Annotated in this window: 15 protein-coding genes; 8 read left to right on the top strand and 7 right to left on the bottom strand. The window is 70.4% G+C overall.

Going from position 1 to position 19,531, the window contains the following annotated elements; translation table 11 throughout:
- The first annotated feature begins 163 nt into the window (after positions 1–163).
- Together AB0B45_RS49420 and AB0B45_RS49415 are read left to right on the top strand one after the other, a co-directional pair.
- Positions 164–1,240: an AI-2E family transporter gene (locus tag AB0B45_RS49420; protein WP_358145681.1), complete on the top strand. Its 1,077-nt coding sequence runs from the start codon at positions 164–166 to the stop codon at positions 1,238–1,240.
- 57 nt (positions 1,241–1,297) lie between these two features.
- Complete coding sequence (locus AB0B45_RS49415) at positions 1,298–1,972, top strand: helix-turn-helix transcriptional regulator (protein ID WP_358145679.1); 675 nt, start codon at positions 1,298–1,300, stop codon at positions 1,970–1,972.
- A gap of 56 nt (positions 1,973–2,028) precedes the next feature.
- Here the strand turns inward: AB0B45_RS49415 and AB0B45_RS49410 are convergent, their stop codons facing one another.
- The gene (locus AB0B45_RS49410) at positions 2,029–2,880 is read right to left on the bottom strand and encodes a hypothetical protein (protein ID WP_358145677.1); all 852 of its coding nucleotides are present in this window, start codon (positions 2,878–2,880) and stop codon (positions 2,029–2,031) included.
- Between the two features lie 127 nt (positions 2,881–3,007).
- Here AB0B45_RS49410 and AB0B45_RS49405 point away from each other — a divergent pair, with 127 nt between their 5' ends.
- Together AB0B45_RS49405 and erm are read left to right on the top strand one after the other, a co-directional pair.
- Positions 3,008–3,421: a hypothetical protein gene (locus AB0B45_RS49405; protein ID WP_358145676.1), complete on the top strand. Its 414-nt coding sequence runs from the start codon at positions 3,008–3,010 to the stop codon at positions 3,419–3,421.
- Positions 3,422–3,647: 226 nt separating this feature from the next.
- Positions 3,648–4,460, top strand: coding sequence for an ErmE/ErmH/ErmO/ErmR family 23S rRNA (adenine(2058)-N(6))-methyltransferase (erm, locus tag AB0B45_RS49400; RefSeq protein WP_358145675.1), 813 nt, complete (start codon positions 3,648–3,650; stop codon positions 4,458–4,460).
- A 78-nt stretch (positions 4,461–4,538) separates the two neighbouring features.
- Here the strand turns inward: erm and AB0B45_RS49395 are convergent, their stop codons facing one another.
- Complete coding sequence (locus AB0B45_RS49395; protein ID WP_358145673.1) at positions 4,539–5,876, bottom strand: hypothetical protein; 1,338 nt, start codon at positions 5,874–5,876, stop codon at positions 4,539–4,541.
- 95 nt (positions 5,877–5,971) lie between these two features.
- Between AB0B45_RS49395 and AB0B45_RS49390 the strand changes: the two genes are divergently transcribed.
- The gene (locus AB0B45_RS49390; RefSeq protein ID WP_358145671.1) at positions 5,972–7,936 is read left to right on the top strand and encodes a molybdopterin-dependent oxidoreductase; all 1,965 of its coding nucleotides are present in this window, start codon (positions 5,972–5,974) and stop codon (positions 7,934–7,936) included.
- 115 nt (positions 7,937–8,051) lie between these two features.
- Here AB0B45_RS49390 and AB0B45_RS49385 read toward each other — a convergent pair whose 3' ends face one another.
- From AB0B45_RS49385 to AB0B45_RS49370, 4 genes are all read right to left on the bottom strand, one after another.
- Complete coding sequence (locus tag AB0B45_RS49385; RefSeq protein ID WP_358145669.1) at positions 8,052–9,731, bottom strand: carbohydrate-binding protein; 1,680 nt, start codon at positions 9,729–9,731, stop codon at positions 8,052–8,054.
- Positions 9,728–11,287, bottom strand: a complete 1,560-nt coding sequence (locus AB0B45_RS49380; protein ID WP_358145668.1) for a glycosyl hydrolase family 18 protein — start codon at positions 11,285–11,287, stop codon at positions 9,728–9,730. The genes AB0B45_RS49385 and AB0B45_RS49380 overlap by 4 nt, the downstream gene beginning before the upstream one ends.
- A gap of 338 nt (positions 11,288–11,625) precedes the next feature.
- Complete coding sequence (locus AB0B45_RS49375; protein ID WP_358145666.1) at positions 11,626–13,452, bottom strand: M14 family metallopeptidase; 1,827 nt, start codon at positions 13,450–13,452, stop codon at positions 11,626–11,628.
- Positions 13,453–13,528: 76 nt separating this feature from the next.
- Positions 13,529–14,203: a nitroreductase family protein gene (locus AB0B45_RS49370; protein ID WP_358145664.1), complete on the bottom strand. Its 675-nt coding sequence runs from the start codon at positions 14,201–14,203 to the stop codon at positions 13,529–13,531.
- A gap of 92 nt (positions 14,204–14,295) precedes the next feature.
- Between AB0B45_RS49370 and AB0B45_RS49365 the strand changes: the two genes are divergently transcribed.
- The 3 genes from AB0B45_RS49365 (at position 14,296) to AB0B45_RS49355 (ending at position 16,474) form a co-directional block, all read left to right on the top strand.
- Positions 14,296–14,772 (top strand): Lrp/AsnC family transcriptional regulator, encoded by a 477-nt coding sequence (locus AB0B45_RS49365; protein ID WP_358145662.1) that lies wholly within the window; start codon positions 14,296–14,298, stop codon positions 14,770–14,772.
- A gap of 62 nt (positions 14,773–14,834) precedes the next feature.
- Entirely contained in the window at positions 14,835–15,728 is an 894-nt protein-coding gene (locus tag AB0B45_RS49360; RefSeq protein WP_358145660.1) for an ATP-binding cassette domain-containing protein, read from the top strand.
- Entirely contained in the window at positions 15,725–16,474 is a 750-nt protein-coding gene (locus tag AB0B45_RS49355) for an ABC transporter permease (RefSeq protein WP_358145658.1), read from the top strand. The genes AB0B45_RS49360 and AB0B45_RS49355 overlap by 4 nt, the downstream gene beginning before the upstream one ends.
- Here AB0B45_RS49355 and AB0B45_RS49350 read toward each other — a convergent pair.
- Complete coding sequence (locus AB0B45_RS49350; RefSeq protein WP_358145657.1) at positions 16,453–19,506, bottom strand: BTAD domain-containing putative transcriptional regulator; 3,054 nt, start codon at positions 19,504–19,506, stop codon at positions 16,453–16,455. The genes AB0B45_RS49355 and AB0B45_RS49350 overlap by 22 nt on opposite strands.
- Positions 19,507–19,531 lie beyond the last annotated feature (25 nt).

Below are 19,531 nucleotides of genomic sequence, written 5' to 3'. Positions count from 1 at the left end.
GATGTTTGTTGGGTCTCCCTGGACAGCCGACGATGATCGCCGACTGGGTGGGACTGGTGAACTCTATGTACGACTCCGCCAACCGTCAAATCAACCCACCGCCCTACCCGCGACAGATCCCGCTTTGCCGTACCAAACCGACATTGGTGGGTATGAAACACAGGTGAGTGATCACTCGTCTCCACGGGCGCTGATCGTGCTGTTGACGACCGCGAGCGCGGTCGTCGCGCTGTTCGGGCTGCGGGAGGTCGCCTCGATCGCCGGCCCGGTGCTTCTGGCCCTGGTGCTGGTGATCGCGGTCTCGCCCGTGCGCGGCTGGCTGGCCGGCCGGGGTTCGCCGACGTGGGTGCAGGTGGCGGTGCCGTTCCTGGTCGTCGTGCTGGTCCTGCTCGGGATGGTCGCGGTGCTGACCGTGTCCGTCATACAGCTGGCCTCGATCCTGCCCACCTACGCCACGCAGTTCCAGGACCTGCTGGCCGAGGCGCAACTGTTCGCCGTCTCTCACGGCATCAGCAACGAGCAGCTCAACAAGGCCGTGCAGTCGTACGATCCCGGCAGAGTGCTGGGCATCGTGCAGACGTTGCTGACCAGCCTGCTGGGCGTGCTGTCGAGCCTGTTCCTGATGGTGGTGCTGCTGCTGGCGATGTCACTCGACGCGCCGGTCACCGCGAAGCTCCTCGCCGCGGGCAGGGACCACAAGCCCGCCCTCGTCACCGCGCTGACCACGTTCGCCGGCAGGACCAGGCGCTACCTGGTCGTCTCCACCGTGTTCGGACTCATCTGCTCTGCGCTCGATGTGTGCGTGCTCGCCCTGCTCGGCGTGCCGTTGCCACTGTTGTGGGGGGTGCTGGCGCTCATCACCACCTACATCCCGAACATCGGCTTCGTGCTCGGCCTGCTGCCTCCCGCACTCCTCGCTCTGCTGGACGGCGGTTCGCGGCAGATGATCCTCGTCATCGTCGCCTACAGCGTGATCAACGTGGTGTTCCAGTCGTTCATCCTGCCGAAGTACCTGGGGGACGCGGTCGGGCTCTCCACCACGATGACGTTGCTGTCGCTGATCGTGTGGACGTTCGTGCTGGGGCCGCTGGGCGCGTTGCTCGCGATCCCGCTCAGCCTGCTCACGCGCGCGCTGCTGATCGACAGCGACCCGTCCGCCCGATGGGCGGCGGCCCTCATCTCCGGCGGCTCGACCTCCCCGCCCCCTCCTGATCCATCCGGTACGGCAAGCACCCGGTAACCCTGCCCACCGTGGTCGCACGGCGAAGTGTCGGACGTGGGGCCTAGCGTTGGTTCCATGTACGTCGAACGGAGTCCAGGAGCGCCGCTCGCCGGGCGGATCGCCTGCCTCTGGGAGCAGGACGGTACCGAGGAGGGCATCCAGCTCGTCGTGCCCGACGCGTGCGTCGACCTGATCTGGGCGCCCGGCGGCCCTCACGTGGCGGGGCCCGACACGGGGCCGATGCCGGTACGGCTGCGCGCGGGCGACGTCTACAAAGGCATCAGGTTCAGACCCGGCGCGCTAGGCGGGGTGCTCGGCGTTCCGGTGGAGGAGCTGAAGGACGGCAGGGTCCCGTTCGAGGACCTGGGGCTTCCCTCGGACCTCACGCTGGAGGAGCTGACCGAACGACTGCGCGCCACGGACCCGCCCGACCCTGCCGCGCCCGCCATCGCCGGGGCCCTGCGGGAGGGCTCCTCGGTGCGGCAGGTGGCACGGGACCTCGGGCTGAGCGAGCGCCAGCTGCATCGGCGGTCGGTGTCGTCGTTCGGCTACTCGCCGAAGGTGCTGCAGCGGATCGTGCGGTTCCAGCGGGCCTTGCGGCTGGCCAGGTCGGGAGTGCCGCTGGCGCGGGTGGCGGTCGAGAGCGGCTACACCGACCAGGCGCACCTCTCGCACGACGTCAAGCGATTGAGCGGCGTCTCCATGGGTCGGCTGCTCGCTCCTTCGCCGCCCTCCGCGGAAGACGCCTGACCCGGATTCGGCGTCGTCCCTCAGCACGGCCCTTGACGGCGGATGAGGCCGGTCGGTCAGGGGGTGGGGCGGCCGTAGGCGCGGAGGGTGTTGAGGCGGGCGAGCGTGAGGTGGCCGCCCCACTCGTGTCGTACCACGGGCGTCCACATGAGGAAGTTCGGCTCCCAGCCGCCGTCGGGCGTCCGGGTCTCCGGCAGGGCGTCGAGGTGCCGCGCGATCGTCTCGTCGGTGAAGAGCGAGAGCCGCCGCATCGGGGCGGGTGCGAAGTCGAGAGGGAAGTGCGCTTCGCCGGTGGCGTGCGGGTCCATCGACACCACGGCCAGGATCGACTCCTTGAGCCTGGCGAACTCCGCCAGCGCCCTGTCCTCGTCGTCCACCAGGTCCAGGAAGGTGAGCACCGCCCGCGCCTGGTACGGCGACGTCTCCTCGATCTGGGCGATCGCGTTCCAGCAGAACGAGGTGGCGGGCCCGAGCCACGGGTGTTCGACGCCGTGCTTGTGCAGGAGCCCGGCCAGGGAGGCGGTCGGGATGAGGGCGCCGGGCGGGTCGTCGTCGGTCTCCCACCACGGCGCATGGGGCGCCTCGCTCACGCTGGGCAGCACGAACGGCACGCCGCCGTCCTTCGTCGTCACCGAGACGAGGTAGTCGCAGGCGGCGGGGACCATCGGGTCGTCGAAGGCGTCGAGCTCGTCGAGGATCCAGAACGCCATCTCCACGGGTTCTGGCTGGCTGGTCGTGCCGCGAAGGTCGGGCTCCAGCGCGTGGGCGAAGCCGCCGTCGGGGTTCTGGTAGGCGCGCAGGGCCTGCAGGACGCGTTCCTTCGAGCCGCCCTTGAAGATCGCCTCGTACCTGAGCCTGTCGAGGAGCCTGGCGTTGAGCTGGATGTAGCGCTCCGGGTTGCTGTCCATGCCGTCGACCCTACGGTCGCGGCGCCGGCGGGGATTGTAGGAATCGGCCACAGGCGAGGCCGCAGAAGTGGGAGCGCCGAAGCCCGGGGCATGGAGGATTCGGCCGCCCGTTGCGAGAATCACCGGCATGGAGCAGCGGCGTTGGGACGACGACGAGCGGTTCACCGGTGTCAGCGACGGTTCGGCGATGCTGCCCGCCGTACACGACCTGGCGGCGGTGATGGCAAGGGACGGGTGGGCGACCGAGGACCCTGACGCCCATCTGCTCCCCCATCTGCGGGCCGTCCCCGGCTGGCAGGTGGTGGCCGCGCGGCTGACCGAGGACGGCGTCTACGAGGTGACGGCCCGTCCGGATGAGCCGCTGGAAGGCATCAAGGTCCACAGGGCCGCGATCAGACTGCTGTCGGCGATCGCCGAGCCGGCGTTCTTCGTCCGGGAGAGCAGCCCCGGCACCTTCGAGTGCGTGACGGGGGTGATGCCGGGTGATCCTCCCGGGTACGCCACACACGGGCATCTCGTCAGGCTTCTCGTCACGCAGTAGCCGGGGTTCTCAGGCGCGCGGGACGGAAGGGCAGGCGTGCTCCGTGACGATCTCCGCGAAAAACGCGTCGCGATCTCAGGCGATCTTGCGTAGCCTGATTCGCATGTCATGTACGTACTTCATTCGCATGCGCAGCAGCCGGGCTCTGGCTCGCTAGCTTCGCAGGACGCGAGCCCAGGGCCCATCGAGATCCCATTCGTCTCGAGGACCCGAGAGGGCTTTTGCTGTGGCGCAGAACTTCGCGCACGGAAACTATTCGCATACCCAGAAGAAGGCCAGGAACAGCGGTGGCGGTCGCACGCCCAGAGATCGGGCACGGCGTGAGCTCTCGCAGAACTTCCTGGTCGATCAGCATGCCGTAGACCTGGTGATCAAAGCGGCCCGGCCGAGCGGACTCGTGCTCGAGCCCGGCGCCGGTGAAGGAGTGCTCACGACGGCGCTGGCCAGGACGGGCGCCGAGGTCGTGGCCTACGAGATCGACCCGCTCCTGGTGGCCAAGCTCAGGGCCAGGACGAAGCTGAAGATCATGAAGGGCGACTTCACCGAGGCGCGCCCGCCGGGCAAGCCGTTCGCGGTCGTGGGGAACATCCCGTACTCGATCACCTCCAAGATCGTCGACTGGTGCCTGAGGGCGCCCGAGCTGACCGCCGCGACCCTGCTCACCCAGCTGGAGTACGCCCGCAAGCGCAGCGGCGACTTCGGCAGGTGGAGCCTGGTGACGGTGGAGAGCTGGCCGTGGTTCTCGTGGGAGCTGCTCGGCAGGATCGGCAGGGAGAGCTTCAGGCCTGTCCCTTCCGTCGACTCGGCGATCCTGCGGATCGAGCGGCGGCCCGAGCCGCTGGTCGACGACGGCGGCGCCTGGCAGGAGCTGGTGGAGCTGGGCTTCTCCGGCGTCGGCGGCTCCCTGTACGCCTCGCTCCACCGGCACTACGGCGGGGTGGACGCGGCCTTCGACCGGGCCGGCATCGCCCGTGACACGGTCGTGGCGTTCGTCCGTCCCGACCAGTGGATCACCCTCTTCGCCTGCTTGCGCCGCTGAGGCGGGGCGGCGGCCGGTTCATCGGCCCGGCCGCCGCCCGTCCCCGATCCGGCCGAAGGGTCAGGGGCGGGCCGGCGGTCAGCCGGTGACCTCGGCCGTGCCGGTCTTGACCGACAGGGGCGGGACCGGAGGCAGGGGTGCGGCGGTCGAGACCCGCCGCGCCCACGGCAGGGCCAGGGCCAGCACGGGCAGCAGGACGATGGAGGCCCTGGCCCAGTTGGGATGCCAGTCGTGCCAGATCTGCCAGCTCTGGGTCATCCAGAGATAGCCGATCGCGGCCCACAGCGAGGTGCCGATGATGGCTGGCCAGGCGAAGCGGGTGGGCCTGGCGATCAGGAACGGCATGAACCACAGCAGGTACTGCGCGCCGAGGCGCGGGGTGACGACCATGAAAGCGAGCAGGATCGCGGTGGTCAGGTCGACGGGGTCAGCCCTGCGCCACATCCAGCAGACGCCGAGGACCGTGGCGTAGATCAGGTACGTGCCGATCTTGGCGTAGCCGGAGTGGAGCGTCCAGTCGCCGCCGACCAGGATCGCCGTCCAGCCCCATTCGCCGACGATCGGCCGGATGTCGCTCATGACCTCCATCACCCTGGGGATGTCGGCCAGCGAGGTGCCCGCGAAGATCGGCAGGGTGACGAGGAAGAACACGGGGGGGATGCCGGTGGCGGCCAGGCCGATGAAGCGCGCCCTGACGTTCGGCAGCAGCAGGAGCATGCCGGGGATGAGCCAGATCGGCCAGCTCTTCGCGCACAGCGCCAGGCCCATCAGCAGCCCCGCCCACAGCGCCCTGCGGTAGGCGGGCAGTTCGGCCGCCTGGAAGGTGAAGGCCTTCCTGATGTCGATGCTCGCGATCGCCTCGCGGACCGTCATCGTGATGCCGAGCCTGTCGGGGTCGCCAGGGCCGCGCGCCACCACGAAGGCGGCCACGCCGAAGACCAGTGCCACCGGCTCGACCTGGCCGTGGACCGAGGCCACCAGCAGCGCCAGCGGGCTGAGCGCGTACTGGAAGGCCCTCAGCGACGCGCGAGGCCCGCCGGCCAGCTTCGCGACCAGCGGGATCAGCGCGATGTCGGCGACCACGGTGACCAGGCGGCCCGCGTACTCCCACGGGATGCCCAGCCACAGCAGGATCCCGTAGACGTAGGGGATGGTCGGCAGGAAGTGCCAGCCGCCGTTGCTGCCGAGCACGGGGTCCTGCCTGTTGAGCACCGCCTCGCCGGCCGGCTTGAAGCTGTTGACGAAGTCGACGGGCTGCCAGGTGTCGATCGCCGACGTGTACATGATCAGTACGCGCACCCCGACGCCGACCGCGATCGCGACCCAGAGAGAGGGACGCCAGTCACGCCATTGCGCGATGAGAGCGAGCACGACACCTGAGACGAGGACGATCCCCGTGAGCACTGCGTAGTCCATGGCGGCTCCTAGCCTGCCGCACGATCGGAGCTACTGCGACCCATAAGGCGGGTCGCAGCACCCCGGATCATCACTCTGTGTGTTCAATTAGGAGCATGGGGGGATCAAGGGGCAACGCGGTGCTGGTCGGGCTTTACAGGGAGGCGCGCAGCAGGGTCACCGACCCTGTCGCGGCCTGGGCACAACTCACAGCCAATCCACAGGTACGGCAGGCCTATCAGAGAGGCAGGGGCAACGAGGTGGCGCCCGTCGGCGACGACGAGGTCGCCGAGATCGTCGCCGCCGCCCACGTGCACACGATCGCCGCCTACGGCCCCGACAGGGTGGCCGCCCACTCCACCTCCATGATCTCCAGGTTCGTCGGCCTGGTCGGCGGCGCGGTCCTCGTCGACCAGCCGCTGGCCGCCACGCAGGTCTTCGGCCCCTGCTCCGAGGTGCCCGAGCCCGCCGACTGGGAGCAGGCCGCCTACGCGATCATGTGGGGCGAGAACGACCGCGCGATCCGCTCCCCCGACGCACACTGGCTGGTGGCCGGCCGCTACAAGGGGCAGAAGGTGGTCGCGATCGGCAGCCACCCGATGCGGCTGTCGGACGAGACGGTCGTGGTCCGCTCGGGCACCGACGCGGCGCTCGCGATGGCGATGGGCCACGTGCTGCTGAAGGAGTTCTATCTGGAGCGACCCGCGTTCGCCGAGCACGCCAAGCAGCGCACCGACCTGCCGTTCCTCGTGCGGCTGAGAGAGCGCGCCGACGGCTACGTGGCCCACCGCTTCCTCAACGCCTCCGACCTCGGCGACACCTCACCCACCGCCACGCTGAAGACCGTCGTGCTGGCCAGGGGCGGCAGGCCCGTGGTGCCGAACGGGTCGCTCGGCTTCCGCCGCGACCCCGCGCGCTGGAACCTGACGTTGGAGACCGACCCCGCCCTCACCATGTACGGCAAGGGCGGCGGCAGCGTCGAGCTCCTGCTGCCGCGTTTCGACGAGGGGTCGGGCGTGCTGCGCAGAGGGGTGCCCGTCGTGCGGGTCGGCGACCACATGGTGACGACGGTCTACGACCTGCTGCTCGCCCAGTACGGCGTGGCTCGCGATGGACTTCCCGGTTCGTGGCCCGTCGACTACGACGACGCGCGGGAGCCGTACACGCCTGGCTGGCAGGAGCCGATCACCGGCGTCAGCGCCTCGCGGGCGGCCAAGGTGGCGCGGGAGCTGGGCGAGACCGCGCTGCGCACGGGCGGCAGATGCATGATCATGCCGGGCCGGCTCGGCACCGAGCACGCCGACACCGCGCACCGGGCGATGCTGGCGCTGCTGGTGCTGACGGGCTCGGCGGGGGTGCGCGGCGGCGGCTGGGGCGGGCCGAGGGGCGAGGGTGAGCGGGTGGTGGACACGGGGATCTACTTCTACCTGCACGCCGACAGGTGGCGCTACGACTGCACCGACGTGGGGATGCTGTCGTGGCAGCTCGGCGAGGGACTGTTCAACGACCGCGCGCCGTGGCCTGTGCTGGCCGAGGCGGTGCGCGAGGGCTGGCTGCACATGGCGCCCGAGTACGACCGCAACCCCCTCGACCTGGTGGCCGAGCCTGGACGCCGCGCCTGCGACGAGCCCGACGACCCGCGCAACTGGCCGAGGGTGCTGACGCTCGCCCACGGCGACCAGGTCGATCCCTGCTTCGTGCACCACCTGGTCAACGGGAAGCTGGACCTGCTGGTGGGCGCCTCCCAGTACGCCGACGTGCCGCTGCCCGACGTGCGGATGCTGGCCGAGGCGTTCGGCAAGCTGGCCGTCGAGCACCTGGGCACCCGCAGGGAGCTGGTGCGCGGCCATCTCGTGGAGCGCAACTATCCCGAGACGGCCGCGCTGCTGGCGGCCGTGCCGGGGCCTGCCGTACGGCCCGAGGGCATGCCGTGGCTGACGCTGACGGGCCGCATGCACATGCTCGTCGACCACGACTGGATGCACGAGTACGGCGAGGCGCTGCCCACCTACCGCCCGCCCGGCACGGGACAGCACGTCAAGCCGACGCTCATGGTCAGGCATCGCGGGCAGGAGGGGTGAGACCCGCCCGCGACGCCAGGCCGTCAGCGCAGGCCGTCAGCGCAGGCCGTCCAGGTAGGGCCGGTGCGAGCGGGAGAACTCCGAGCCGTTGAACCTGTCCCAGTTGATCGACCGATCAGAACCCTGCGGTGGTCCTGGTGAACTCCCATGCGGTCTGGGCGATGCCGCTGCAGTTGGAGACCACGCCGCCGCCGGGGCACGGACGGTCGCGGTTGACCGCCCAGTAGGCCAGGCGGGTCAGGCCCTTGGACTTGGCCCAGTTGGTGATCTGGGTCCAGGTCGCGGGGCTCGTGAGCTCCTGCTGGTCGGACAGGCCGTTCATGCCCGAGATGCCCATGTGGGCGTACGCCTGGGCGTCGGTCCAGCCGAACGCGCTCTTCAGCGTGTTCTTCAGGCCCTCGGAGGCGTTGACGGTGTCGTTGTAGATGTTCGAGCCGCCGAAGTCGAACGGCATGATCGTGTAGTTGTCGATCGGGACCGCGAGCTCCTTGGAGCGGTTGATCAGGCGGGTGCCGTGGGAGTTCGGTCCCGTCGTGGTGGTGCCGAAGGTAACGACGATCTTGACGTTCGGGTTGGCGGCCTTGACGATCTTCAGGCCGTTCAGGATGCGGTCCTGCACGGTGTAGTTCTCGAACTCGTCGGTGTTCTCGATGTCGAAGTCGACGACGGCGGGGCCGACGGCGTTGATGACCTGCTGGACGGCGCCCGCGAAGGCCTGGGGCGTCGAGCAGTTCGGGCCGAGCTTGTTGCCCTGCCAGCCGCCGAAGGAGACCTGGACGCTGCCGCCCTTCGACTTGATCGTGGAGATCGCCTGGGCGTCGGCGCCGCCGGTCAGCGGGCGGTTGCCGTCCCATGCGGCGTTGCAGCCGCCGCTGGACAGGATGAAAGCCATGGTGAAGGACTTGACGCCGGTGGCGTCCATGACGGTGCCGGGGTTGGGCGGGTCACCCCAGCCCATGTAGAGGTACGGCGCGCCCGGCATGCGGCTGCCGGTCGGGCATCCGGTCGTGGAGCCGGTGACGGAGGCGCTGGAGCCCGACTCGCCCGCGGAGTTGTAGGCCCTGACGGTGTAGGTGTGCGAGGTGCAGGTGCCGAGGCCGGAGACGGTGGCCGAGGTGCCCGTCACCTGGGCCCTCTGGGTCGAGCCCTCGTAGACGCGGTAGCCGGTTACCGTGCCGCTGGAGGCGCCCCAGGACAGGGAGATCGAGCTGTTGGTGGCGCCGGTGACGCTGGGCGCGCCCGGCTGTCCTGGCGTGCCCGTCCCGCCCGAGGTGGAGGCGGTGACGGCGGTGCCGGCCGCCGACAGGTTGCCCGCCGCGTCACGGGCGCGGACGGTGTAGGTGTAGCTGGTGCCCGAGGCCAGGCCCGTGTCGGTGTGGGTGGTGCCGGTGACGGTGGTCACCAGTGTCGAACCCCGGTAGACGTTGTAGCCGGTGACGCCGACGTTGTCGGTGGAGGCGTTCCACGCCAGCGAGATGCTGCTGGAGGTGCTCCCCGTGGTGCGCAGGTTGCCCGGCACCGAGGGCGCGGTGGTGTCTCCGCCGCCGCCGGAGACCGTCTTCCACAGGGCGGGCACGTTGGCCGGCTCCCAGCCGGGCTGCGAGGTGTGGGCCTGGATGCACTCGTAGTCGACGCCGTTGTAGGTGACGCGGGTGCCGATCGAGTACGACGTCCAGGCCTGCCACGCGGGGTAGGCGGCGACCGTGACGCCCTGAGCGGCGGCGGGGGTGGTCGTGGCCAGTCCTGCGCCGGCGAGGGCGAAGGCGGCCACCAAGGCGAGCATGATGCGTCTCATGGCATTCCCTGAAGGTGGGGCTTGACGGTCTTGGAGAAGTTCCAGTTGTTGCCGGCGTCCCAGTTGATGGACCAGGTCATCGCGCCCCTGATGTCGGGATAGGCGCGTGGAGGGACGAACGAGCCGCAGCTCGTCCGCTTGGCCAGGCAGTCGAGCGCCTGGTTGACCAGGCTCGGCGAGACGACGCCGCCACCGGCCGCGCCCGGGCCCGCGGGCAGGCCGAGGGCGACCTGGTCGGGGCGCAGGCCGTTCTCGAGCTGGATGCAGGCCAGCGCGACCATGAAGTTGACGGTGCCCTGCGAGTAGGCGGCGTTCTGGTCGCAGCCGAGCATGGAGCCGGAGTTGTAGTACTGCATGTGGACGACGGTGAGGATGTCCTTGATCGACAGGGCCAGCTTGAAGTACTCGGCGCCCGTCGACTGCATGTCGATCGTCTGCGGGGCCATCGTGATGATCAGCCCGGAGCCCGCCTTCGAGCGCAGCGACCTGAGGGCCTGGGCCATGTAGGTGGCGTTGAGCCCGTTCTCCAGGTCGATGTCGACGCCGTCGAAGCCGTAGCTCTGCATGAGGGCGTGGACGGAGTCGGCGAACGTGGTGGCCGCGGCTGGGCCGGCGACCTGGACGCGGCCCGCCTCGCCGCCGACCGACAGGATGACCTTCTTGCCGCGCTGGTGCAGGGCGGCGACGTCGGCCTTGAACTGGGCGTCGGTGTAGCCGCCCACCGCGGTGGCCAGGCCGGGGTCGACGCTGAAGACGACCTCGCCCGCGGTCGAGGTGGCCTCGCCGAAGGCGATCGCGACCAGGTCGTACTCGGCGGGGACGGCGGAGAGCTTGAGTTCGACGGCGGGGTTGACGAAGTTGTGCCAGTACCCGGTGAGGAAGTGCCTCGGCAGCGGGCCCGTCGTGCATCCCGAGGTGGTGGCGGTGACGTCGCGTCCCGCCGACTCCCCGACGGAGTTGTAGGCCTTGACGGTGTAGGTGTGCGTCTCGCACGTGCCCAGGCCGGTGATGGTGGCGCTCGTGCCGGTCACGGTGGTCTTGAGCGTCGAGCCCTCGTAGACCCGGTAGCCGGTTACCGTGCCGCCGGCCGTACCCCAGGAAAGGGAGATGGCCGAGGTCGTGGAGGTGGCGCTCGCCGGGCCCGGCTGTCCTGGGACGCCCGGCTGGGGTTCGCCGCCGCCACAGGAGGAGCCGTTGATCGTGCAGCCGGTGATGCCGGGGAAGTTGCCGGGGCTGCCGTTGAAGCCGAAGCTCGTGGTGGCTCCGGCGGCGAGCGGACCTGCCCAGCTCGGCGGGGTGAAGGTGTAGTGCTGGCCGCTGCGGGCCATGGTCGCGTCCCATGCCGACGGGATGGAGTGTCCGGCCGGCACGTCGAACTGGACGTTCCAGGCGACGGGGGCGGCGGTGCCGTTGGTGATCGTCACCTTGCCCTCGAAGCCCGAGCCCCAGTCGGCGGCCTTGGTGAAGGTCGCGGTGAGGCCTGCGGCCTGCGCGGGCAGGGCGACCAAGGTGAGAGCGAGGGTGATCAGTGCTAGCACTGATGCGCGTAATCTCACGCCGTTCCTTCTTTTCGGGGGGGTGCGCGCCCTTTGCAGGGGCTGTCAGGGTGAGTTATGCGAGGGTGCGCCGCGTCAGGGCTCCCACGGTGGTGGGGTCGCGCGGCGTGCCGCGCTCCTCGATCGGCCGGGTCGAGGGGCGGGAGTGTTCGTGCAGGTGGGGTGGTGGCTGTGGGATGGCTGGGGTGGCGTTGCCCGCCCTTCATGATTTCTTTTAGGAAACTTTCCTAAGAGTTGTCGCGATCGTAGCCTTGACATCGACCCCTTACAAGACCCAAAAACCCACCCCTCCTGGCCTGCGAAGAAGCCGGAAGGGGTGGGTCTCTCCCAGGTTTCGGTTATGGCGTTTGGGTGATCTTCACGTCGTCGACGCCGGCCTCCATCAGGGAAGCCGTGGAGGCGTCCGCCGCGTCGATGACGATCCTGACCGTCTGGCCCGCCAGCGACGTCAGGTTGGCCGTCGCCACGGTCCACGAGCCGTTCCTGTTGGACGCGGCTCCCGCCTGGTTGACGACCGTCGTGGTGGTGGAGCCGACGACCCGCACCCTGAAGTAGTCGGCGCTGGAGGAGTTCGAGCCGTGCGCCAGGTACCACGACAGCGACAGGTTGAGCGTCCCCGAGGCCGGCAGGGTGATCGGCGGCGACTGGATGGTGGTGACGCCGCCGTCGATGTCGTAGTCACCGGCGGATGCGCCCGCCGGCCGGCCCGTCACCAGGTCGTTGACGCCGCTGACCGTGGTGCCGAGCTGCTTGGCCCCCGAGGAGGTGGTGGCCTCGGGGTCGCCGCGCTCCCACTGGCCGGTGGTGGCGGTGTCGGTGCCGCCTGGGTTGACGGTCCAGCCGGTGGCGGTCTCGAAGGTGTCGGAGTAGACGGTGGTCCCGCCGCCGGTGCCGCAGTACTGGGACTCCTTGCCGATGATCCGGTAGACGCAGTCGGAGTACTCGAGGAAGCGGAGCACAGCCTCCTTGTTGCGGGTCGTCTGCGGGACGATCTGCTCGTCGGGCGGGTAGAAGCCAGGGCTGGCGCCCGTCGGGTACATCTCGAACGTGAAGCTGAAGATCTTGTAGACGCCCCACAGCCAGTCGTCGATCGTGCCGTCGGTGATGTAGAGGTCGCTGGCCTGCTCGGGCGTGTAGCTGTTGGTGGAGGCCATGTTCTGGCCGAGCGTCGCGTGCGCGTCCCTGTCGTCCTGGGTCAGGCCGGGCGCGGTGTCGTTGAAGGTGTAGCCGTAGGGCCACAGGATCAGCTCGCTGTAGGTGTGCCAGTCGATGTGCGCCTTGATCTGCTGGACGCCGCCGACCACGCGACCGCGCACCCAGTTGGCGACGGCCTTGACCTCGGGGGCGGACTCGGCGGACGCGCCGCGGTAGGTCTCGCTGGAGGTGGAGCCCGACGAGCCGCCACAGCAGCCCCAGTTGTAGGCCCAGTTGCGGTTCATGTCGGTGCCGACGGCCGAGGAGCCCGAGTTGGGCTGCCGGTTCTTGCGCCAGGACCGGTAGGAGCCGGTGGCGATGTCGTACTCGCCGCCGTCGGGGTTGAGGTCCGGCATGATCCAGATCTCGCGGTTGTTGACCAGGTTGGTGATGCGCGCGTCGGTGCCGTAGCCCTCGGTCAGCAGATGCATGATGTACAGCGCCATCTCGACCGTGAGGTGCTCACGGGCGTGCTGGTGGGCGGTGAAGAGCACCTCGGGCTCGGCCTCGTCGGAGCCGACGTTGTCACTGATCTTGACGCCGATCAGCTGCCTGCCCTCGTAGGAGTTGCCGTAGACGAACTTGCTGGCGATCGCCGGATGGGCGGCCACCAGCGCGTTCACGTCCGCGGTCATCTCCGCGTAGTTGTGGTAGCCGGAGTCCGACGGAGGGAAGTCAAGAGCCCTCGCACCGGACCGGGGTAACGGGGACGACAGCTCCACGACGCTGTACCCGAGCCGTTTGATCGCGGCGAGCTCGGCCGTCGTGGCGGTGACCACCACCGAGTCGGCGGCGATCTCCTCGATCGCCGCGCCCGTGGACGCCACGGCGCTGCGTTGCCGCGCGTCGGCCGGACCCTGCACCCTGTACTGCTTGTTGGGCGGCGGTTCCGCGCTCGCCCCTGCCCCTGTCACACCGGTCAGGCAGATCAGGGCCAGAACGGACAGCAGGATGAATAATCGGCTTCTCACCTTCAGCCTCCTCAGGCTTTGACGGGCGTCTGCACTGAGAGTGAAGAAGGTCACACAATCGGAAAAGGCCCAAATTTCACGAGAAATGCAGGAGCGCCTCGCGCAGCGGCTTCCTCGTCAGGTCGGGCACCTCGGCGTCGGGGGCGGCGTGGCCGACGGGGAACAGGATGTAGGGCCGCTCGTTACCGGGACGCGCGCAGATCTCGCTGAGGAAGGCCATCGGGTTGGGCGTGTGCGTGAGCGTCGACAGGCCCATGGTGTGCAGCGCGGTGATGAACAGCCCGCAGGCGATGCCCACGCTCTCGTTGACGTAGTAGTGCTTGACCCGCCTGCCGTCGGGCCGCACGCCGTACTTCTCGGCGAAGCACACCACGATCCACGGCGCCACCTCGAGATAGCCCTTGTCGGAGGTGGTCTCCAGCGGCGCCAGCGCCTCCCGCCACTCGGGGGTCAGCCGCCCGCCCTCGTAGTTGCGGCGCTCCTCGACCTCGGCCGCCTCCTTGATCCGCTTCTTGGTCGCCCGGTCGCCGATCAGCACGAACTTCCACGGCTGCTGGTGCGCGCCGGAAGGGGCGGTGTTGGCGGCCATGACGGCCAGTTCGACGCACTCCCGCGGCACCGGTTCGTCGCTGAAGAAGCGCACGCTTCGCCGCCTGTCCACGTGTTCGTAGAAGGCACGGCCCCTGCGGATCATCTCCGCCTCGTCATGACGCTCGGCCGCGTACGGGATGAACGGATACTTGTGCTCCATGGCTCCGCAGTGTCCGCACGGGTGACGATGGTGACAACACCTGAGCTTCTATCCTGACGAATACGCATTCAACGGCCGTCATAGGAGTCGGATTGCCAGCACGCCGTACCGGGCTCGACGAACTCGACCTGCTGATCCTGCGCCTGGTGCGCGAGCGGCCGCGCACCGGCCTGCTGGAGATAGCCCGCCTGGCCGGGGTGGCGCGCGGGACCGTGCAGGCGCGGCTGGACAGGATGGCCGCCGACGGCGTGATCACCGGCTTCGGTCCCACCCTGTCCCCCGCCGCGCTCGGCTACCCGGTGCAGGCCTTCACCACGCTGGAGGTCGAGCAGGCCTCCCGCGAGCACATCTCCTCCGCCCTGCACGCCATCCCCGAGCTGCTGGAGGCCTACATCGTCACCGGCCCCGGCGACGTCTGGTGCCGTATCGCCGGGCGCGACAACGAGCACATCCAGCAGGTCATCGACGGCATGCTGACCATTCCCGGCGTACGACGCGGCACGACCGTCATCACACTGTCCGAGGTCGTCGCGCACCGGGTCCACCCCCTGGCAGGCGCCGGGCGGTGACCGGCGACGGCCTGCCAGCGGCCTGCCAAGGCGCTGACAGCGGCCGGCGACACCGTAGGGGCATGACCTACGCGATCGAAGCCGAAGGGCTCGTCAAGAGATACGGCGACAAGGTGGCCCTGGCCGGGATCGACCTGCGGGCCAGGACAGGGACGGTGCTCGGCGTCCTCGGACCGAACGGCGCGGGCAAGACCACGGCCGTGCGGATCCTCGCCACCCTCCAGACCCCCGACGAAGGCAGCGCCAGGGTCGGCGGGTTCGACGTGCGCAAGCAGGCGGCCAAGGTGCGCGAGCTGATCGGCCTGACCGGCCAGTACGCCTCGGTCGACGAGCAGCTGACCGGCGCGCAGAACCTGGTGATGATGGGCCGCCTGCTCGGCCTGCCCCGTGACCAGGCCAGGGCCAGGGCCGCGGAGCTGCTGGACAGGTTCGGGCTGACCGAGGCGGGCGGCAGGAAGGCGGGCGGCTACTCGGGCGGCATGCGCCGCCGCCTGGATCTGGCGGCCAGCCTGGTCAGCAGCCCGCGCGTGCTCTTCCTCGACGAGCCGACCACGGGGCTGGACCCGCACGCCCGCAACGAGCTGTGGCAGGTGGTCAGGGAGCTGGTCGCCGACGGCGTGACCGTGCTGCTGACCACGCAGTACCTGGAGGAGGCCGACCAGCTCGCCGACGACATCCTGCTGATCGACGGCGGCCGCGTAGCCGCCTCCGGCACCCCCGGCGAGCTCAAGGCCACGGCGGGCGGCCACCGCCTGGAGGTCAGGCCGCTGCACGAACGCGACACCGAGAAGGTCGTCACGATCATGGGCGGGCTGACCGTGCCCATCCACGACCTGGCCGAGGCCCCCGCGCTGCTCAGAAAACTCGACGACGCCGGCATCGTGCTCGCCGAGCACGCGCTGCGCCTGCCCTCCCTCGACGACGTCTTCCTCAGCCTGACAGGAGTATCGAAGTGATCTCGCAGAGCCTCACCCTCGCGTGGCGCAGCCTCATCCCGTTGAGGAACAGCCCCGGCCAGCTCGTCGGGCTGCTGATGCAGCCGGTCTTCATGATCGTCGTGTTCGTCTACCTGTTCGGCGGTTCGGGCGGCGACAGGGCGGGCGCGGTGCTCTACATGCTGCCCGGCGTGCTCACCCAGGTCGCGCTGATCGCCACGATCAGCACCGGCATGAACCTGGCCACCGACATCGACAACGGGGTGTTCGACCGGTTCAGGACCATGCCCATCGCCAGGGCCGCGCCCCTGGCCGGGCGGATCCTGGCCGACCTGGCCACGCTCATGGTCACCATCGCGATGTCCCTGCTGATCGGCTATGTCGTGGGCTTCAGGGTGCAGACCGGCCCGCTGGAGGCGCTGGCGGCCGTCGGCCTGATCGTGCTGTTCGCCTTCGCGCTGAGCTGGGGATCGGCCTATCTGGGGCTGATGATCAAGTCCGTGACCACGATGCAGAGCATGGCGACCGCGGTCCTGCTCCCGCTCACCTTCGGCAGCAGCGCCTTCATCCCCGCCACCGACATGCCCGGCTGGCTGCAGTGGTGGATGGGCGTCAACCCCGTCTCGCACCTGGCCTCCGCGCTGCGCGGGCTGATGGTCGGCGGCCTGCACGCCGGTGACGTGTGGATCAGCCTCGGCTGGACCGCCGCCATCGCCGCGGTGTTCGTGCCGCTCGCCCTGCGCGCCTACAACAGGCGGGTCAGCTGATCGCGCGACATGCGGACGCCGCGCTCGTGCGCCGCCTCGAAGGCGGTGTCACCGAGCGCGGCGCGCGTGTCCGCGATGGTCCTGGCCGCCTCGGTGTCGCCTCCGCTGACGCCGCCGTAGACCGTGCTCGCCCCGCCGAGCAGGACCGCGGCCCGCTCGGCGTCGCCCGAGGCCAGCGCGACCGCAGCGAACCCGGCCAGCGCGGAGGCCAGGATCGGCAGGTCGGGCGCGGCTCCGAAGGCGTCCACCGCCAGCATCAGCTGTTCCCTCGCCCCGCGCAGGTCGCCCGTCTCCAGCAGCGTCCTGCCGTAGGAGGTCAGCGCCCAGCTCACCTGCTGCGGCAGCACGTCCTCCATCGCCGGCACTGTGGCCATCAGCTCCTCGTAGATCGCCAGCGCGGCCCGCGGATCGCCCGTCAGCCGCGCCAGATCGGCCTCACCGAGCCGCAGCCGGAACACCACGTGGTCCGACGTCTCGTCGGACATGACCGCTCTGGCCCTGGCCAGGTCGGCGGCGGCCGCCTCGAGGTCGCCGCCCTGGGCGCGCAGCAGCGACACCGTGGTGAGCGTGGAGATCGCCTCATCGGCGCTCACCCAGCCGATGGTCAGCGCGCTCGCCTCGGCGACCAGGTCTGCGGCGGGTCTGTCCTGGGCGACCCGCACCCCGGCCAGCGTGAGCAGCGCCTCGCTCAGGCCCCACCTGTCACCGAGCCGCCTGAACCCGGCGACCGCCCGCTCCAGGTCGTCCTCCGCCGTCGGGTCGGCCGACCGCCAGCCGCCCCTGATCATGAGCGCGGCGCTCGACAGCCACGGGTCCTCCGCCGCGACGTACTCGGCCAGCAACACGGCCAGGCGATCGTCCTGCCTGGTCATCGCGGCCATCACGGCCCTGCCCAGCAGCAGCATCGGATGGACGGGACCCTCGGCGCGAGCCTGGGCGACCACGCTCTCCAACTCCGCCACGACCTCGAGCAACGAGTCGGGATCGCTGAGCAGCCGCCCGATGTGGCCGGTGCCGACCCCGAACATGCAGGAGGCGTAGGCGCCCGCGAGCCCCTCGGGCGGGCTGCCGCCCGCCAGCTCGATCACCTGCCTGGACCACGCCTCACCCTCGACCCGGTAACCGCACAGCCACCAGTACCAGGTCAGCGCGCCGCACAGGCGCACGGCCAGCTCGACCTCGCCGGTGTCGAGCGCCCAGCGCAGCGCCGCCGCGTGGTTGTCGCGCTCGGCCGCCAGCCGTTCGATCCACTCCAGTTGCCCGTGCGCCCGCAGGTGCGGCACCGCCGTCTCCGCCAGCTCCGTGAAGTGGACGGCGTGCGCCCTGCGCGGCGGCTCGGCGCACTCCATGGCGTAGGTCCTGATCGTCTCCAGCATCGTGTAACGGCCCTGGGTGTCCATCCTGACCAGCGACTTGTCCACCAGCGCGCCGAGCACCTCGATGCCCGCGCCGCAGACCGCCTCGACGGCCTCGGGGCTCGCCCCTCCGGCGAACACGGCGAAGCTCTCGGCCAGCGCCCGCTCCTGCGCGGTCAGCAGGTCCCAGCTCCACTCGACCACCGCGCGGAGCGTCTGCTGGCGCGGCAGCGCCGTACGGCTGCCGCCGGTCAGCAGCCTGAACCTGTCGTCGAGCCGGTCGGCCAGCTGAGCGGGCGTCATGGTGCGCAGCCTGGCCGCGGCCAGCTCGATCGCCAGCGGCATCCCGTCGAGCCTGCGGCAGATGGCGATGATCTCGGCGACGTTGCGCTCGTCGAGCATGACGCCGCTCGCCCTGTCGAGCAGGAGCCTGACCGCGGGATAGGTCCCCGCCGCGGAAGGGCCCGCGCCCGGCGGCGGCAGCTCCAGCGGCGGGATGGGCGCCAGCCGCTCGCCCTGCACGCCGAGCGGCTCCCTGCTGGTGGCCAGGACGCGCACCCCTGGGCAGTCGGTGAGGAGGTGTTCGGCGAGCACGGCCGCCGCCTCGACCAGGTGCTCGCAGTTGTCGAGCACGATGAGCGCCTTGCGGTCGGCGAGCGCGGCCAGCAGCCGGTCCGTCGGCGTCACCTCCTCCTGCACGCCGAGCGCCGGACGTTCGGCGCCGCGCAGGGCGAGCGCGTCGAGCACGGCGCCCGGCACGTCGGCGGCGTCGGTGACGGGGGCCAGCTCGACCAGCCACGCCTCGTCCGCCAGCAGCGCTGCCTCCGTCGCCAGCCTGGTCTTGCCCGCGCCGCCCGGGCCGACGATGGAGACCATCCTGGAGGCCGACAGCAGGGCGGTCAGCTCCTCCAGCTCCTCCTCGCGGCCGATGAAGCTGGTCAGCGGGCGCTTCACACTCGGGCGGCGATGCCGTACGGCAGGCCGGGCGGCCCGCGGCGGCACGACGGGAAGGTCTCCCGAGACCACGGCCAGATGGGCGGCGCGCAGATCGGGGCCCGGATCGACGCCCAGCTCGTCGGCGAGCCGCACCCTGGTGCGCTCGAAGAGCGCCAGCGCGTCGGCCTGCCGTCCCGCGGCGGCCATGGCGCGCACGGCGATCGCGCACAGCCGCTCGCGCAGCGGGTGCGCGGCGACCTCCGCCGCCAGATCCACCGCGAGCCCCGCCGCCAGGCGCGCCTCCGCCCTGGCCTCGACCGCGGCGAGCCTGTCCTCCTCCAGCGCGGCGGCCACGTTGGCCAGATGCGGCACCACGGCCAGGTCGGCCAAGGCAGGCCCGCGCCACAGCTCGAGCGCCGCGTCCAGCTCGCCCGCGCCGACCAGGTCGTGGAAGAGCCGCGCGTCCACCTGCGCGCTCAGCCGGTAGCCACCCGGCCTGCTCTCCACCGCGTCGTACGGCCTGAGCGCCGCGCGCAACCGCTTGACCAGCGTCTGCAGGGCGTTGACCGCGTTGGCGGGAGGCTCGTCGGCCCACAGCGCGTCGATCAGCCGGTCGGCGGTGACCAGCCGCCCTTCCTCCAACGCGAGCAGCGCCAGCAGAGCCCTGACCCTGGCGCCGCCGACCTCGATCGGCCCTTCGGGTCCCTCCACCGACAGCGGACCGAGAATCGCAACACGCATGTCCACATCTTGCCGCCCGGCAGGA

This window comes from Nonomuraea sp. NPDC049152 (assembly GCF_040648355.1).
GTDB lineage: Bacteria > Actinomycetota > Actinomycetes > Streptosporangiales > Streptosporangiaceae > Nonomuraea.
The sequence above is the reverse complement of the archived record's forward strand: the minus strand, read 5'-3'. Positions and strand labels throughout refer to the sequence as shown.

What these genes read in the sequence shown, in the direction of transcription:
- AB0B45_RS49390 (WP_358145671.1), top strand. Translation starts at nt 5,972, where the DNA reads ATGGGGGGATCAAGGGGCAACGCGGTGCTGGTCGGGCTTTACAGGGAG.
- AB0B45_RS49370 (WP_358145664.1), bottom strand. Translation starts at nt 14,203, where the DNA reads ATGGAGCACAAGTATCCGTTCATCCCGTACGCGGCCGAGCGTCATGAC.
- AB0B45_RS49410 (WP_358145677.1), bottom strand. Translation starts at nt 2,880, where the DNA reads ATGGACAGCAACCCGGAGCGCTACATCCAGCTCAACGCCAGGCTCCTC.
- AB0B45_RS49385 (WP_358145669.1), bottom strand. Translation starts at nt 9,731, where the DNA reads ATGAGACGCATCATGCTCGCCTTGGTGGCCGCCTTCGCCCTCGCCGGC.
- AB0B45_RS49415 (WP_358145679.1), top strand. Translation starts at nt 1,298, where the DNA reads ATGTACGTCGAACGGAGTCCAGGAGCGCCGCTCGCCGGGCGGATCGCC.
- AB0B45_RS49405 (WP_358145676.1), top strand. Translation starts at nt 3,008, where the DNA reads ATGGAGCAGCGGCGTTGGGACGACGACGAGCGGTTCACCGGTGTCAGC.
- AB0B45_RS49350 (WP_358145657.1), bottom strand. Translation starts at nt 19,506, where the DNA reads ATGCGTGTTGCGATTCTCGGTCCGCTGTCGGTGGAGGGACCCGAAGGG.
- AB0B45_RS49360 (WP_358145660.1), top strand. Translation starts at nt 14,835, where the DNA reads ATGACCTACGCGATCGAAGCCGAAGGGCTCGTCAAGAGATACGGCGAC.
- AB0B45_RS49395 (WP_358145673.1), bottom strand. Translation starts at nt 5,876, where the DNA reads ATGGACTACGCAGTGCTCACGGGGATCGTCCTCGTCTCAGGTGTCGTG.